The following is a 15750-nucleotide window of genomic DNA, read 5'->3' on the forward strand; positions in this document are numbered from 1 at the left end:
AAGTTGGGCCGAACCCACGTGCACGTTAGCGGCCCGCTCCAGGCCGGCGGAACAACGCCTCCGGGGTGCTCATCGGGTGCTCTTGAGAGCACCCCGGCCGCACCTGCTGTAACGCTCCCGTCGCCTTTGGTGTCCGGGGACCGTGGTGAACACGCCACCGCACCGCCTCCCCGGCCGGACGCCGGGACCACGGGACGGGCGGCGGGTCCCTTCACCGGAGGTACTCCGATGGACACGGACGAGACGCAGGTCCCGGTCCCCACGGCCACCGGCTACACCCCGGCGGCCGTGTTCGAACCGGGCACCGTCACCGGCGCCACGCTCGGCAACACGAAGCACGACGCGGCCGACGACACCCAGTACTGGAACGCCAGCTGTGCAGGCGGTCCGACCGAGGTCGGCGCCCGGGGCGGCCAGGAGGTGCAGGCCGGCCGCCCCGGGCGTCCTCAATCTCCGGCAGCACGTTGGACACACGATGGACAAGCCAGGCACGTGTTGAACCGCTACGTGGCCGGAAGAACCCCCGTCGGCTCCGCGCCAGCGGGCATCGAGCCCCGCGGGGGACCGGGCTGCTCGCCCTGCCGCACGGCCGGGTGTGGTCTGTCATCCACCCTCGACAGCCCATCGGTACAAGCCACCCAGACGGGGTCTGACCTGCCCGACAGGTCTCCTGACATTCCATCAGAATGAACGTCATTTCAGCGTCAAGATATCGCCCGTAACGCCCATATCGCGCATCATACGCACAGACAAAACCGCAGGTCAGCGGGCCTTCGCCGCCGGTTCGAGGATCGCCACGCACTCCAGGTGCTGCGTCATCGGGAACAGGTCGAACGCCCGCAGGAAGCGCGGTACGTAGCCCGCCGCTCGGAAGTCGGCCAGGTCGCGGGCCAGCGCCGCCGGGTCGCAGGCCACGTAGCCGATCCGGCGCGGCGACAGCGCCGCGAGGCGGCGTACGACGGACCGGCCCGCCCCGGCGCGCGGCGGGTCGAGGACGACGAGGTCCGCCTGCGTGATCCCGGTGCGCGGCAGGACGCGCTCGACCGTCCCGTGCTCGACGCGCACCCGGTCGAAGTCCGCGAGGTTGTGCCGCGCGTCCTCCACGGCCCGGCGCGACGCCTCGATGCCGAGGACCGCGCCCCGCTCCCCCACCCGGTCGGCCAGCGCCCCCGCGAACAGCCCGACGCCGCAGTACAGGTCGAGCGCCGTCTCGCCCTTGCGCGGCGTGAGGCCGCGCATCAGCGCGTCCACCAGCAGCGCGGCCGACTGCGGGTGCACCTGCCAGAAGCCGCCCGCGCCGACCCGCCAGGTGCGCCCGTCGGCCCGCTCCCGTACGAACGCGCGGCCGTGCACCCTGTGCAGCGTCTGCTCGCCCTGCCCGCGCCGCTCCTCGGCCCGCAGCACGGACACCGGCCGGTCGAGCTGGACGAGCGGCAGCCTGCCGCCCGGCCGGGGCGTGAGGACGACCATGCGGTCGCCCGAGCCGGACGCGCCGACGGCCTCGACCGACTCGATGCCCGGCCACGAGCGGCTCTCCACGCCCAGTTCGCTCACGCTCTCCGCCGCGATCAGGCAGCGGTCGATCGGCTGCACCTCGTGCGACCGGTGCCTGCGCAGCCCGGCGCGCCCCTCCTCGTCCACGGCGTACTGCACGCGCGTGCGCCAGGCCGGGACCTCGCCGGGGGCCACCTTGTCGCCCGGCGCCGGTTCGACCGTGCCGTCCCAGCCCGCCGCCTCGGGCGTGAGCCCGGCGAGCTGCTGCAACTGCTCGGTCAGCACCTCACCCTTGAGGCGGCGCTGCGCGCCCGGCTTCACGTGCTGCCAGTCGCAGCCGCCGCACGCGCCGGGGGCGGCGTACGGGCAGGGCGCGGGCACGCGGTCCTTGGACGCGTCCAGCACGCGCACGGCGTCGGCGCGCAGGAACCGCGACGCCTCGTGCCCCTCCGTGACGCGGGCGACGATCCGCTCCCCCGGCAGCGTGTGCCGGACGAACAGGACGCGCCCCTCGGGCGTGCGCGCGACGCAGTGGCCGCCGTGCGCCACCGGGCCGACCTCGACCTCGTACTCCTGGCCGACGAGCGAGACGGCCTTGGGCGAGGGATCTGCGGTGGCCATGAAGGGTGTGCTCCTGTACGGGTGCGGGGACGGCAGCGGCCCAGTCTACGGCCGCCGCGACGGCGGCTCCGTCCCCCGCCGGACGGCCCCCGGCGCCCGAAGCTGCGCGCGCAGGCGGGCCCGGCGCCTGAGGCGGACGCGGGCTGCCTCGGCCGAGTCGAGCTGCCAGGGCACGGACGTGATGGTGACGCCGGGCGCGAGGTGCAGCCGCCCCTTCAGGCGCAGCGCGCTCTGGTTGTGCAGGACGGTCTCCCACCAGTGGCCGACGACGTACTCGGGGATGATCACGCTGACCACGTCGTCGGGGTGCTCCTTGCGGAGCTGCTTGACGTAGGTGATGACCGGGTGCGTGATCTCGCGGTACGGGGCGTCGAGGACCTTGAGGGGGATGTCGATGTGGCGACTGTGCCACTCGGTCTTGAGCCGGTCGGTGGCCTCGGGGTCGGTGGCGACGGTGAGGGCGACGAGGCTGTCGGCGCTCAGCAGCTTGGCGTACGAGAGCGCCCGCAGTGTCGGTTTGTGGACATGGGAGACGAGGACGACGGCGTGGACCTGGGAGGCGCGCACGTCGAGCCGGTGCTCGTCGGTGTCGTCCACGGCCAGTTCCTCGGCGACCTCGTCGTAGTGCCGCCTGATGACGGTCATCAGCGCGTAGAAGGCGCCCATGCCGACGAGGGAGACCCAGGCGCCCTGGGTGAACTTGGTGAGGACGACGATCAGCAGGACGGCGAGGCACAGCCCGGCACCGAAGCCGTTGAGCGCGCGGGCCCGCTTCATGCGGCGGCGCGCGGCCGGGTCCGTCTCCCCGGCGCCCAGCAGCCGGTTCCAGTGCCGGACCATGCCGCTCTGGCTGAAGGTGAAGGAGACGAAGACGCCGACGATGTAGAGCTGGATGAGCTGGTTGACGTTGGCGCGGAAGGCGATGATCAGCAGCCCGGCGAGGACGGTGAGGAAGACGATCCCGTTGCTGAACGCCAGGCGGTCGCCGCGGGTGTGGAGCTGGCGCGGGAGGTAGCGGTCCTGGGCGAGGATCGAGCCGAGGACGGGGAAGCCGTTGTAGGCGGTGTTGGCGGCGAGGAAGAGGACGAGCGCGGTGGCGGCGGCGAGGACGACGAAGGCGAACGAGCCGTCCCCGAGGACGGCGGCGCCGACCTGGGCGATGACGGGGTCCTGCTGGTAGCCGGCCCCGGCGGGCTTGCCGTCGATCAGGAGGTCCTTGGCCGGATGGTCGGCGACATGGACGTGGCTGACCAGGGCGAGGGCCATGATGCCGAGGAACATGCTGGTGGCCAGGGCGCCCATGATCGCGAGGGTGGCCGCCGCGTTGCGTTCCTTGGGGACGCGGAAGGCGGGCACGCCGTTGCTGATCGCCTCGACGCCGGTGAGGGCGGCGCAGCCGGAGGAGAAGGCGCGCAGCAGCAGGAAGATCATGGCGAAGGCGCCGAGGTCGGTCTGTTCGGGGACGATCTCGAAGTCGGCGCTCGGGGCGCGCATGGTGTCGCCGAGCGCGAGGCCGCGGAAGGCTCCCCACAGGACGGTCGCGAGGACGCAGACGACGAACGCGTACGTCGGGACGGCGAAGAGCTTCCCTGACTCGCGGACGCCCCGCATGTTCATGAGCATGAGCAGCAGGACGACGACGACCGCGCAGAACACCTCGTTGCCGCGCACCGCGCCGACGGCGGAGCCGAGGTTGTCCACCCCGGAGGAGACGGAGACGGCGACGGTGAGGACGTAGTCCACCAGCAGGGCGCTGCCGACGGTCTTCCCGGCGCGCGGCCCGAAGTTCGCGGAGGCGACGGCGAACGCCCCGCCGCCGTTGGGGTAGGCGTGCACGGTCTGCCGGTAGGAGGCGACGACGGTGATCAGCAGGACGACGACGGCCAGCGTGATCCATACGCTGTTGTGATAGGCCGACAATCCGGCGAGGGAGAGGATGAGCAGGACCTCGCCCGGTGCGTACGCCACCGAGGAGAGCGGGTCGGAGGCGAAGACGGGGAGGGCGAGCCGTTTGGGGAGCAGCGTCTCCCCGATGTCCTCGCTCCGCAGCGCGCGGCCGATGAACAGGCGCTTGGTGACGGCCATGGGCCGACATTACCGCCGTGATCTGCGGCGGGAGCGGAGGACGGGGACGACGCGGGTAGCGTTTGGTGCGCACGAAGGAGACCAATGCACATCGTGATCATGGGCTGCGGCCGGGTGGGCGCGACCCTCGCGCTGAATCTGGAGGAACGGGGACATTCCGTCGCCGTCATCGACCAGGACCCGACCGCGTTCCGGCGGCTGGGCTCGCGGTTCGCCGGGCGCCGGGTGACCGGGCTCGGCTTCGACCGGGACACCCTCACCGAGGCGGGACTCCCCGAGGCGGGCGCGTTCGCGGCCGTCAGCAGCGGGGACAACTCGAACATCATCGCCGCCAGGGTGGCGCGCGAGGTGTTCGGCGTGGAGAACGTGACGGCGCGGATCTACGACTCGCGGCGCGCCGAGGTGTTCGAACGGTTCGGCATCCCCACCGTCGCGACGGTGCGGTGGACGGCCGACCAGATGCTGCGCCGCCTGCTGCCCGCGGGCGCCGAGCCGCTGTGGCGCGACCCGAGCGGGGGCGTGCAGCTCTCCGAGGTGCACGTGGCCCCGGGGTGGGCCGGGCACCAGGTCAGCCGGTTCCAGGAGCGCACGGGCGTCCGCGTCGCCTTCCTGACGCGGCTGGGCGAGGCGATGCTGCCGACCGCGCGGACCGTCATCCAGGAAGGTGATCTCGTGCACGTGATGATGTACGGCGACCAGGTCGCCGAGGTCGAGGCCGCATGCCTGCTCGGGCCCGAGGAGGTCTCCTGATGCGCGTGGCGATCGCGGGCGCGGGCGCCGTGGGACGGTCCATCGCGGCGGAGCTGCTGGAGGACGGGCACGCGGTGCTCCTCATCGACAAGTCGCCCGAGGCGGTGTCGGTGGCGCGGGTGCCCGAGGCGGAGTGGCTGCTGGCCGACGCGTGCGAGATCAGCACGCTGGACGAGGCCGCGCTGGAGCGCTGCCAGGTGGTCATCGCGGCGAGCGGGGACGACAAGGTCAACCTGGTGGTGTCGCTGCTCGCCAAGACGGAGTACGGGGTGCCGCGCGTGGTGGCCCGGGTGAACAATCCGAAGAACGAGTGGCTGTTCACCGACTCGTGGGGCGTGGACGTCGCCGTCTCGACGCCCCGGCTGATGTCGGCGCTGGTCGAGGAGGCCGTCTCGGTCGGCGACCTGGTGCGGCTGCTGCGCTTCAGCCAGGGCGAGGCCAACCTCGTGGAGGTCACGCTGCCGGAGAAGGCGCCGCTGGTCGGCACGCGGGTCGGCGAGGTGGCCTGGCCGCAGGACACGGCGCTGGTGACGATCATCCGCGGCACGCGCGTCCTCATCCCCGACCCGGACGACGCGCTGGCCGCCGGGGACGAGCTGCTGTTCGTCGCGTCGCCCGACCGGGAGACGGAGCTCGAAGGGCTCTTCGGCCCGGGCGCGACGCGGACCAGGCCGACGCCGAAGGGCCCGGACACGGGGTCCGGGCCCTCCTGACGAGACGGCGGTACGGCGGTACGGCTGGCGGTACCGGGGGCGGCGCGGCGGTCAGACGGCCGCGCCGCCGGGCCCGTCCGTGTGATGGGCGGCGGTCTGGGCCGCGGCCTTCCGCTGCTTCTCCGCCTCCTCCTTCGCCTCCCACTCGGCGATGACGTCGATCGGGGCGGGCGCCTTCACCAGGATGATCCAGGTGCAGTAGACGGCGAGGAGGAACGGCGGGATGCCCAGGGCCACCCGCAGCCAGCCGAGCGAGGTCGCGTCACCCCAGAAGTAGATGGGGAAGGTGATCGCGGACTTCGCGAGCAGTATGGCCCCCCAGACGTAGCTGGCCTTGGTGTACGCGACCTTGCGCCCCGGGTTGCGGGTGCGCCAGGACAGGTTCTCCCGGAAGACCGGGCCGAGCATCAGCCCGAGCAGCGGGACACCGGCGAGGGACGTCACGACGTAGGCGACGCCGAGGCCCAGCGTGTACAGCATGCCGGGGAGGTAGAAGTTCCGCGCGTCGCCGGAGATCATCGCGAAGACCGCGCCGAAGGCCACGCCGAAGACGCCGCTCAGGGCGTGCTTGAGGGTGTCGCGCTGGACCAGCCGGGAGACGGCGAGGACCGCCGAGATGCTGAGGGCGGCGACGGCCGAGATGTTGATCGAGCGGTTGACGGTGTAGCTGAGCACGAAGACGAGGCCGGGCACCGTCGTCTCGATCATGCCCCGGACACCGCCGAACGCCTCGAAGAACGCGGCGCGCGTCGCCTCCTCGTCCGGCGACTGCGGGGCGACGTCCGGGCGCTCAGGTGAGCTCACGTGGCTACTCCTGTCCGAGGGGTTGCAGCTGATAGCGGGGGTTGAACAGCACGGGCCGCCCGTGCGTCACCACGACCCGGCCGGAGGCGACCAGCTCCCGGCCGGGCTCCACGCCCGCTATGGCCCGTCTGCCCAGCCAGACGACGTCGAGACACGCCGTGCCGTCGTCCAGCTCCGCCCGGAGCGCGGGCATGCCCGCGACGGTCTGCTCCCCGACGTCCCGCAGCACGCCGGAGACGCGCAGCACGGGACGCCCGCGCGACGCCTCCGCGCAGTCGCGGATACGCGTGCACCCCGCGTCGGGCGGCTCGCTCACGGGCGCGAGGTCGTCGCCGCCGTCCCGGCCGGTCGCTCCGCCACGTCCCAGCAGCCGCCGCAGCATCCCGGGTCGGCCCTCGGTACTCATGCCTTCAGCGTAACGTGGGCGGGCCCCCCGTCAGCGCTCGAAGCGGTAACCCATACCCGGTTCGGTGATCAGGTGACGCGGCGCCGACGGGTCGGCCTCCAGCTTGCGCCGCAGCTGCGCCATGTAGACCCGCAGGTAGTTCGTCTCGGTGCCGTACGAGGGGCCCCAGACCTCCTGGAGCAGCTGCCGCTGGCTGACGAGGCGGCCGGTGTTGCGGATGAGGACTTCGAGCAGGTGCCACTCGGTCGGCGTGAGCCGGACGTCCTTGCCCTCCCGGTGCACCTTCTTGGCGGCGAGGTCGATGGTGAAGCCCGCGCCCTCGACGACGGCGGCGTCCTCGCTCGTGCCCGGCTCCGCGCGGCGCACGGCGGCCCGCAGCCTGGCCAGCAGCTCGTCCATGCCGAACGGCTTGGTCACGTAGTCGTCCGCGCCCGCGTCCAGGGCCTCGACCTTCTCGTCCGAGGTGTGGCGGGCGGAGAGCACGATGATCGGCACGCGGGTCCAGCCGCGCAGCCCGGCGATGACGTCCACGCCGTCCATGTCGGGCAGGCCCAGGTCGAGGATGATCACGTCCGGGTGGCGGTCGGCCGCGAGGCGCAGGGCGGAGGCGCCGTCGGCGGCCGTGTCCACCTCGTACTTGCGCGCCTTGAGGTTGATGACGAGCGCGCGCAGGATCTGCGGCTCGTCATCGACTACGAGCACCCGGTGCATGGGCGGCCTTCCGTTCTGCGTGCCCGGCGGCGCCCGACGGCGCGGGGGCGGTGTCGGTGGGGTGGGCGGCCGGGTCGTCGCCGGGGGGCGGCGAGGGCGCCAGGGACGGCTGGACGATGGGCAGGGTGAGGACCATCGTCAGGCCGCCGCCCGGCGTGTCCTCGGCGTCGAGCGTGCCGTGCATCGCCTCGGCGAAGCCGCGGGCGACGGCGAGGCCGAGCCCGACCCCGTTGCCCCGCGGGGTGTCGCCGTAGCGCTGGAACGGCTCGAAGATCCGCTCCTTGTCGCTGTCGGGCACACCGGGCCCGCGGTCCACGACCCGCAGCTCGACGCGCCCGCCGAGCGCGCTGGCCCGTACCCGGACGGGGGTGTCGGCGGGACTGTACTTGACGGCGTTCTCGACGATGTTGGCGACGCTGCGCTCCAGCAGCCCGGGATCGGCGGCGACGTACGGCAGCGTCTCGGGGATGTCGAGGTCCACGACGCCCTCGGGCACGCCGCCGAGGGCGCGCGGGACGACCTCGTCCAGGTCCATGCCGCGGATCAGCGGCTCGACCGTCCCGGTCTGGAGGCGCGACATGTCGAGGAGGTTGCCGACGAGCTGGTCGAGCCGGTCGGCGCCCTGCTCGATGCTCTCCAGCAGGTCGGCCTCGTCCTCGTCCGACCAGGCGACGTCGTCGGACCGCAGGCTGGACACGCCCGCCTTGATCGCGGCGAGCGGCGTGCGCAGGTCGTGGGAGACGGCGGCGAGCAGCGCCGTGCGGATGCGGTTGCCCTCGGCGAGCTTGTGGGCGCGCATCGCCTCCGTCTTGAGGCGCTGCCGGTCGAGTATCACGGCGGCGTGCGCGGCGAAGGCGCTGAGGACGCGGCGGTCCTCTGCGGGCAGGACGCGTCCGGCGAGCGCCAGCATGGTGTGCTCGCCGACGGGCACGTCCACGTCGGCGTCCTCCGGCCCGGTCAGCTGCCTGGCCTGCTGCCCGGCGACGGAGACGCTGCGCACGCAGGACCAGCGGCGGCGTTCCAGGTCGCGTTCCAGCAGCGCGGCGGTCTCCATGCCGAACGTCTCGCGGGCCCGCTCCAGCAGCGCCCCGAGGGTGTCCTCGCCGCGCAGGACGCTGCCCGCGAGGAGCGTCAGCGTCTCGGACTCGGCGCGGAGCCTGGCGGCCTGCTGCGTGCGGCGGGCGGAGCGGTCCACGACGGTCGCGACCGAGACGGCGATCGCGAAGAAGACGATGATCGCCACGATGTTGTGGCCCTCGGCGATGCGCCACTGCTCGGTGGGGCGGGCGAAGTAGTAGTTCAGCAGCAGCGAGCCGACCATCGCCGAGGTCAGGCCGGGCAGCAGGCCGCCGGTGAGCGCGGCCAGGACCGTGACGGACAGGAACAGCAGCACGTCGCTGGCGAACTCGGCGCCCGGCGCGGGCTCGGCGAGCCCGAGGGTGAGCAGCACGGGCCCGAGGACGCCGATCAGCCAGCCCGCGAGCAGCCGGGAGCGGCCGAGCCTGGCGCCGCGCGCGGTGGGCAGGCCCCGGCCCTTGGCGACCTCGCTGTGCGTGACGATGTGGACGTCTATGTCGGAGTCGGACTCGCGGGCCACCGTCGCGCCCACGCCGGGCCCGAACATGTACTGCCAGCTCTTGCGGCGGCTGGAGCCGAGGACGATCTGGTTGGCGTTGACGCCGCGCGCGAAGTCGAGGAGTGCGCTGGGCACGTCGTCGCCGATGACATGGTGAAACGTTCCGCCGAGCTGTTCGACGAGTGTGCGCTGCCCGGCCAGGTCACGGGGCGAGGCGGAGGTGAGGCCGTCGGCGCGGGAGATGTAGGCGGCCATGATCTCGGCGCCCGAGCTCTTGGCGGCCATCCGGGCGGCGCGCCGGATCAGCGTGGCGCCCTCGGGGCCGCCGGTGAGGCCGACGACGATGCGCTCGCGGGCGTGCCAGGTCGAGCGGATGCCGTGCTCGCTGCGGTACTGCCGCAGGTACGCGTCCACGCGGTCGGCCGTCCACAGCAGCGCCAGCTCGCGCAGGGCGGTGAGGTTGCCGGGGCGGAAGTAGTGCGACAGCGCGGCGTCCACCTTGTCGGGCGCGTACACGTTGCCGTGCGCGAGGCGGCGGCGCAGCGCCTCGGGCGTCATGTCCACCAGCTCGATCTGGTCGGCGCGGCGGACCACCTCGTCGGGCACCGTCTCGCGCTGCCGCACGCCGGTGATCGACTCGACGACGTCGCCGAGTGATTCGAGGTGCTGGATGTTGACGGTCGAGATGACGTCGATCCCGGCGTCGAGCAGCTCGTCGATGTCCTGCCAGCGCTTCTGGTTGCGCGACCCCGGCACGTTCGTGTGCGCCAGCTCGTCCACGAGGGCCACCCGCGGGGCACGGCGCAGCACGGCGTCGGTGTCCATCTCGGTGAAGACGCTGTCGCGGTAGCGCAGCTCACGGCGCGGCACCTGCTCCAGGCCGTGCAGCAGGACCTGGGTGCGGGGCCGGTCGTGGTGCTCCACCAGGGCGACGACGAGATCCGCGCCGCGCTCCGTGCGGCGGTGCGCCTCGGAGAGCATGGCGTAGGTCTTGCCGACTCCGGGTGCCGCGCCCAGGTAGATCCTGAGCCTGCCACGTCGTGCCATGTCTTCCATTCTCTTCCTCGCGCGGGGAAACCCGCGCCGGTCGGACGGCCGGGGCCGTCAGGGTTCCGTATGGATGCCCCGCGACCGGCGCGGGCGGGCGGTTCAGCCCGCGGCCAGCGCACGCAGGTCCAGGTTGAGCAGCAGGACGTTGACCCGCTCACCACCGAGTATGCCCAGGTCACGGCCTTCGGTGCGGGCGTCCACCAGGTCCTGGACCGCGGCGGGCGGCAGGCCGTTGCGCGCGGCGACCCGGGCGACCTGGAGGTCCGCGTAGGCCGGGGAGATGTGCGGGTCGATCGCGGAGGCCGAGCCGGTGACGGCGTCGGCGGGCACGTCCTCGACCGGCACGCCGTTGAACGCGGCCACGTCCTCCCTCGCCTGCCTGACGGTCTCCACGAGGGTCGGGTCGCCCGCGGCGAGCTGCCCCGAGCCGGTGGCCCCCGTGTCGTAGCCGCTGTTCGAGGGCCGCGGCTGGAACCAGTGCGGGTCGGGTTCGCCGTCGGGGCCGTTCCAGGTCTGGCCGATCAGCTCGGAGCCGACCGCGCGGCCGTCTGCCCGGACGACCGAGCCGTCCGCGCGGCCGGGGAAGAACGCCTGGGCGACGCCGGTCACCGCGAGCGGGTAGAGCACGCCGGTGACGAGGGTCAGCACGAGCAGGGCGCGCAGCCCTGCCCACAGGACGCGGGGGGCGTGACGTACGGAAGGGGACATGGCGTGATCACCCGATGCCAGGGAGGGAGGACAGGAGCAGGTCGATGAGCTTGATGCCGACGAACGGGGCGACGAGACCGCCGACGCCGTAGATCGCCAGGTTGCGCCGGAGCATCCGGTCGGCGCCGAGCGGCCGGTAGCCGACGCCGCGCAGGGCCAGCGGCACGAGGGCGACGATGATCAGCGCGTTGAAGATGACGGCCGACAGGATGGCCGACTCGGGCGAGGACAGCGCCATGACGTTGAGGCGGTCGAGGCCCGGGTGGGCCACGGCGAACATCGCCGGGATGATCGCGAAGTACTTGGCGATGTCGTTGGCGAGGGAGAACGTGGTGAGCGCGCCGCGCGTGATGAGCAGTTGCTTGCCGATGCGGACGATGTCGATCAGCTTGGTCGGGTCGGAGTCGAGGTCCACCATGTTCCCGGCCTCCTTGGCGGCCGAGGTGCCGGTGTTCATGGCGACGCCGACGTCGGCCTGCGCGAGGGCGGGGGCGTCGTTGGTGCCGTCGCCGGTCATGGCGACCAGCCGCCCCCCGGCCTGTTCGCGCCGGATCAGGGCCATCTTGTCCTCGGGCGTGGCCTCGGCGAGGAAGTCGTCCACGCCCGCCTCTGCGGCGATCGCCTTGGCGGTGCGGGCGTTGTCGCCGGTGATCATGACCGTCCTGATGCCCATGGCCCGCAGCTGGGCGAAGCGCTCGGCGATGCCCTCCTTGACGACGTCCTTCAGGTGGACGACGCCGAGGACGCACGGGCCGTCCGCGACCAGCAGCGGCGTCCCGCCGTCGGCGCTGATCCGCTCGACGGCGCCGAGGACGGCGGACGGGACGGTCCCGCCCTGCTCGGTCACCCAGCCCGTCACGGCGCTGACCGCGCCCTTGCGGACGCGCCGCCCGCCGGTGTCCACGCCGGACATCCGCGTCTGCGCGGTGAACGGCACGAAGTCGGCGTCGCCGAGCCCGTCACGGGTGCGGACCCGGCGGCCGTACGCCCCGGTGGCCAGCGCCACGACGGAGCGTCCCTCCGGCGTCTCGTCGGCCAGCGACGACAGCTGCGCGGCCGTCGCCAGCTCGTCCACGCCGACGCCCGGGGCGGGCAGGAAGGCGGCGGCCTGCCGGTCGCCGTAGGTGATGGTGCCCGTCTTGTCGAGCAGCAGGGTCGTCACGTCGCCCGCCGCCTCGACGGCGCGGCCCGAGGTGGCCAGCACGTTGCGCTGCACCAGCCGGTCCATCCCGGCGATGCCGATGGCGGACAGGAGCGCGCCGATGGTCGTCGGGATGAGGCAGACCAGCAGGGCCGTCAGGACGATCGTGGACTGCTCGGCGCCCGCGTACACCGCGAACGGCTGGAGGGTGACGACGACCAGCAGGAACACGATCGTGAGGCTCGCCAGCAGGATGCCGAGCGCGATCTCGTTGGGCGTCTTCTGCCGGGACGCGCCCTCGACCAGCGAGATCATCCGGTCGAGGAACGTCTCGCCGGGCCGCGTGGTGACGCGGACGACGATCCGGTCGGACAGGACGCGCGTGCCGCCGGTGACGGCCGAGCGGTCGCCGCCCGACTCGCGGATGACGGGCGCGGACTCGCCGGTGATCGCGGACTCGTCCACGCTGGCGACGCCCTCGACGACGTCGCCGTCGCCCGGGACGGTGTCGCCCGCCTCGCAGACGACGAGGTCGCCGACGCGCAGCTCCGTGCCCGGCACCCGCTCCGCGTGCCCGTCACCGGTCAGGCGGCGGGCGACGGTGTCGGTGCGGGCCCTGCGCAGCGAGGCGGCCTGCGCGCGGCCCCTGCCCTCGGCGACGGCCTCGGCGAGGTTGGCGAACAGGACGGTGGCCCACAGCCAGGCGGCGATGGTCCAGCCGAACCAGTCGCCCGGGTCGGCGCAGGCCAGCGCCGTGGTGAGGACCGAGCCGACCTCGACCACGAACATGACGGGCGAGGCGAGCATCGTGCGCGGGTGGAGCTTGCGCAGCGCGGCGGGGAGCGAGGCGAGCAGCAGCCGGGGGTCGAACGCCCCGCGGGCGACGCGCCCGCCGTCCGCCGCGCCGCGCCGTGGGGCGGGCGTGGGGGCGCTGTCGTGCCGGGGAGGTGCCGAGGTGGTCATGCGGCCAGTCCTTCCGCGAGCGGGCCGAGCGAGAGCGCCGGGAAGAACGTCAGTCCCGCGACGACGACGGTGCTCGCCACGAGGAGGCCCGTGAAGAGGGGTTTGTGGGTGTGGAGGGTGCCCGCCGTCTCGGGCACGCGGCGCTGTTCGGCGAGCGACCCGGCCAGGGCCAGGACGAGGACCATGGGCAGGAAGCGGCCGAGCAGCATGGCGATGCCGAGGCTGGTGTTGAAGAACTCGGTGTTGGCGCCGAGTCCGGCGAAGGCGCTGCCGTTGTTGTTGGCGGCGGACGCGTAGGCGTAGAGGACCTCGGAGAAGCCGTGCGGCCCGATGTTGGTCATGGCGCGCTCGCCGTCCGGCAGGGCCATGGCGAGGCCGGTGCCGATCAGGACGAGCGCCGGGGTGACGAGGATGGCCGAGGCGGCGAGCTTGATCTCGCGGGTGCCGATCTTCTTGCCCAGGTACTCGGGGGTGCGGCCGACCATGAGGCCCGCGAGGAAGACGGCGATCACGGCCATGATCAGCATGCCGTACAGGCCGGAGCCGACGCCGCCGGGCGCGACCTCGCCGAGCACCATGCCGAAGATCAGCACGCCGCCCGACAGGCCCTGGAACGAGTCGTGGAAGGCGTTGACGGCGCCGGTGGAGGTCATGGTCGTGGAGACCGCGAAGAGGGACGAGGCGCCGACGCCGAAGCGTTGTTCCTTGCCCTCCATGCCGCCGCCCGCCAACTGCGAGGCGGCGCCCGGCGCCTGGTGCTCGACGACGGTGACGGCCACGACCCCGGCGAGCCAGATGACGGCCATCGCGCCGACGATCGCGTGGCCCTGGCGCAGGCTGCCGACCATGCGGCCGAAGGTGCGGGGCAGCGCGGAAGGGATCAGCATCAGCAGGAAGATCTCCAGCAGGTTGCTGATGCCGTCCGGGTTCTCGAACGGGTGGGCGGAGTTGGCGTTGTAGAAGCCGCCGCCGTTGGTGCCCAGTTCCTTGATGACCTCCTGGGAGGCGACGGGGCCGCCGGGGAGGTGCTGGGTGGCGCCGGTGACGGTCTGGACGGTCTGGCCGTCGGAGAAGTTCTGGATGACGCCGAGCGCCACCAGGACCACGGCGAAGACCAGGGAGAGCGGCAGCAGGATGCGGACGGTGCCGCGCACCAGGTCGGCCCAGAAGTTCCCGATCCCGCCGGTGCGGAAGCGGACGAAGCCGCGCACGAACGCGACGGCCACGGCCATGCCGACGGCGGCCGAGACGAAGTTCTGCACCGCGAGGCCGCCGGCCTGCACGAGGTGGCCCATGGCCGCCTCGCCCGAGTACGACTGCCAGTTCGTGTTGGTGACGAACGAGACGGCGGTGTTGAACGCCTGGTCGGGCGGGATCGGCGCGAAGCCGAGCGAGAGAGGCAGCAGGTCCTGGAGGCGGGTCATCGCGTACAGGAGCAGCACCCCGGCGAAGGAGAACGCGAGGACGCCGCGCAGGTACGCGGTCCAGCGCATCTCCGCGTCGGGGTCCGCGCCGATCGCGCGGTAGATCCAGCGCTCGGCCCGCAGGTGCCGGGGGGACGTGTAGACGGCGGCCATGTAGTCGCCGAGCGGACGGTGTGCGAGGACGAGCGCCACCACCAGGGCGGTGACCTGGAGCACGTCCGCGAGTACGGGGCTCATGGGCGCGCTCAGAACCTCTCGGGGAACAGCAGGGCGACGACGAGGTAGACGAGCAGCGCGGCGGCGACGGCGAGGCCGACGACGCTCTCGACGGTCTGGGCGGTCACAGCCTGCTCACCCCGTGCGCGACGAGGGCCACCAGCGCGAAGCCTGCGACGGTGACCAGGACGAAGACCAGATCGGCCATCGTGGAGCTCCTGAACGGGTCGGGGAACGGAACCTGACGCCCCCAGAGAACCCCTGTTCGGACGGGGTGCGGAGTCCGTTGACGGCACGTTGACGTCGCCCGGCGGCGCGTTGACGACGCCCATACACGGCTTGACGCCGCCCGTACGCCTCGGCGGCGCCGACCGAGCGCCACGGCCGGAGAACGGTGCTCGACGACCTGTCGTCCACGGTCGCTCCCCGGCCGGGCTCGCCGCAGCGCGGACGAGCCGGTGGACGGCCTGGCCCCGCAGGGCATCCGCTGCGGGGCCTCGAACGGTCGGGGGACGGCGCGGCCCTCGTGCGCACCGCCGAGGCAGGCGCCTGTCGGGGCCGGTGGCCGCGTGCGGCGGACGGAGGAGGCGGGCCGCTGATCGAGGGCCACGCCCCCGCACCGGACCGCCACGGCCCAGGGCCGCGCTGTCGGCCGGTCTCACGCCCAGGGAACGGGAGACCCTGCCCCGCGTGGCCAAGGGCCTGTCGGACCCCACCCGTGTGGGCGGCGGTCAGGACGGGGCCGTACGCGGACGGGCGTCAGGCGTCCGGGGTCCTGGAGGGGGCGCGGCGGCGCCGGATGCGGCGCGTGACGACCAGCAGGTCGATCACCGCGATCACCGTCAGGACGGCACAGGCCAGCGTCAGCCAGCCCAGCAGCGCCGGGCTCGGGGAGTCACCCGAGTCGGCGGCGCCCCACCAGATCGCGAAGAAGACGGTGGCGAGGAGGAAGAGCGGCGCGAAGACGAGCGAGAGGACCCACCGCAGACGCAGATCGCTGTAGGCGGTCACCGGCTCGGTGCCGGTCCTGGTGTGGCGTCCTGAGCTGGGCATACGGGCCTCCCGTCGGAAGGCAGCCGAGTACCCGG

Annotated in this window: 13 protein-coding genes; 2 read left to right on the forward strand and 11 right to left on the reverse strand. The window is 73.1% G+C overall.

Features of this window, described 5'->3' with window-relative positions; translation table 11 throughout:
• Positions 1 to 762: 762 nt before the first annotated feature.
• Both IF27_RS21560 and IF27_RS21565 read right to left on the reverse strand, forming a co-directional pair.
• Positions 763 to 2115: a class I SAM-dependent RNA methyltransferase gene (locus IF27_RS21560; protein WP_052851334.1), complete on the reverse strand. Its 1353-nt coding sequence runs from the start codon at positions 2113 to 2115 to the stop codon at positions 763 to 765.
• 45 nt (positions 2116 to 2160) lie between these two features.
• A complete protein-coding gene (locus IF27_RS21565; RefSeq protein ID WP_052851335.1) occupies positions 2161 to 4200 on the reverse strand; it encodes an APC family permease in 2040 nt (679 codons plus the stop codon).
• An 84-nt stretch (positions 4201 to 4284) separates the two neighbouring features.
• Between IF27_RS21565 and IF27_RS21570 the strand changes: the two genes are divergently transcribed.
• Positions 4285 to 4950 (forward strand): potassium channel family protein, encoded by a 666-nt coding sequence (locus IF27_RS21570; protein ID WP_052851336.1) that lies wholly within the window; start codon positions 4285 to 4287, stop codon positions 4948 to 4950.
• The gene (locus tag IF27_RS21575; RefSeq protein ID WP_110946115.1) at positions 4950 to 5663 is read left to right on the forward strand and encodes a potassium channel family protein; all 714 of its coding nucleotides are present in this window, start codon (positions 4950 to 4952) and stop codon (positions 5661 to 5663) included. The genes IF27_RS21570 and IF27_RS21575 overlap by 1 nt, the downstream gene beginning before the upstream one ends.
• Before the next feature lie 51 nt (positions 5664 to 5714).
• Here IF27_RS21575 and IF27_RS21580 read toward each other — a convergent pair whose 3' ends face one another.
• The 9 genes from IF27_RS21580 to IF27_RS21615 form a co-directional block, all read right to left on the reverse strand.
• Positions 5715 to 6467, reverse strand: coding sequence for a DUF3159 domain-containing protein (locus tag IF27_RS21580; protein WP_052851337.1), 753 nt, complete (start codon positions 6465 to 6467; stop codon positions 5715 to 5717).
• A 4-nt stretch (positions 6468 to 6471) separates the two neighbouring features.
• Positions 6472 to 6873 carry an OB-fold nucleic acid binding domain-containing protein gene (locus IF27_RS21585; RefSeq protein WP_110946116.1) on the reverse strand — a complete coding sequence of 134 codons (402 nt, stop codon included), beginning with the start codon at positions 6871 to 6873 and terminating at the stop codon, positions 6472 to 6474.
• 30 nt (positions 6874 to 6903) lie between these two features.
• Positions 6904 to 7584, reverse strand: coding sequence for a response regulator (locus tag IF27_RS21590; RefSeq protein ID WP_052851339.1), 681 nt, complete (start codon positions 7582 to 7584; stop codon positions 6904 to 6906).
• Positions 7559 to 10207, reverse strand: a complete 2649-nt coding sequence (locus tag IF27_RS21595) for a sensor histidine kinase (RefSeq protein ID WP_052851443.1) — start codon at positions 10205 to 10207, stop codon at positions 7559 to 7561. Before IF27_RS21595 ends, IF27_RS21590 begins: the two co-directional genes overlap by 26 nt.
• Before the next feature lie 102 nt (positions 10208 to 10309).
• Positions 10310 to 10918, reverse strand: coding sequence for a potassium-transporting ATPase subunit C (locus IF27_RS21600; RefSeq protein WP_052851340.1), 609 nt, complete (start codon positions 10916 to 10918; stop codon positions 10310 to 10312).
• A 7-nt stretch (positions 10919 to 10925) separates the two neighbouring features.
• Positions 10926 to 13022, reverse strand: coding sequence for a potassium-transporting ATPase subunit KdpB (gene kdpB / locus IF27_RS21605; protein WP_052851341.1), 2097 nt, complete (start codon positions 13020 to 13022; stop codon positions 10926 to 10928).
• Positions 13019 to 14683, reverse strand: coding sequence for a potassium-transporting ATPase subunit KdpA (kdpA, locus tag IF27_RS21610; RefSeq protein WP_052851342.1), 1665 nt, complete (start codon positions 14681 to 14683; stop codon positions 13019 to 13021). The genes kdpB and kdpA overlap by 4 nt, the downstream gene beginning before the upstream one ends.
• A gap of 8 nt (positions 14684 to 14691) precedes the next feature.
• On the reverse strand, positions 14692 to 14790 hold the full coding sequence (kdpF, locus tag IF27_RS30480) for a K(+)-transporting ATPase subunit F (protein WP_110946117.1): 99 nt from the start codon (positions 14788 to 14790) through the stop codon (positions 14692 to 14694).
• A gap of 631 nt (positions 14791 to 15421) precedes the next feature.
• Positions 15422 to 15715 carry a DUF6343 family protein gene (locus IF27_RS21615; protein ID WP_052851343.1) on the reverse strand — a complete coding sequence of 98 codons (294 nt, stop codon included), beginning with the start codon at positions 15713 to 15715 and terminating at the stop codon, positions 15422 to 15424.
• Positions 15716 to 15750: the final 35 nt, after the last annotated feature.

It is taken from the genome of Streptomyces avicenniae, from assembly GCF_000719135.1.
Classification (GTDB): Bacteria; Actinomycetota; Actinomycetes; order Streptomycetales; family Streptomycetaceae; genus Streptomyces; species Streptomyces avicenniae.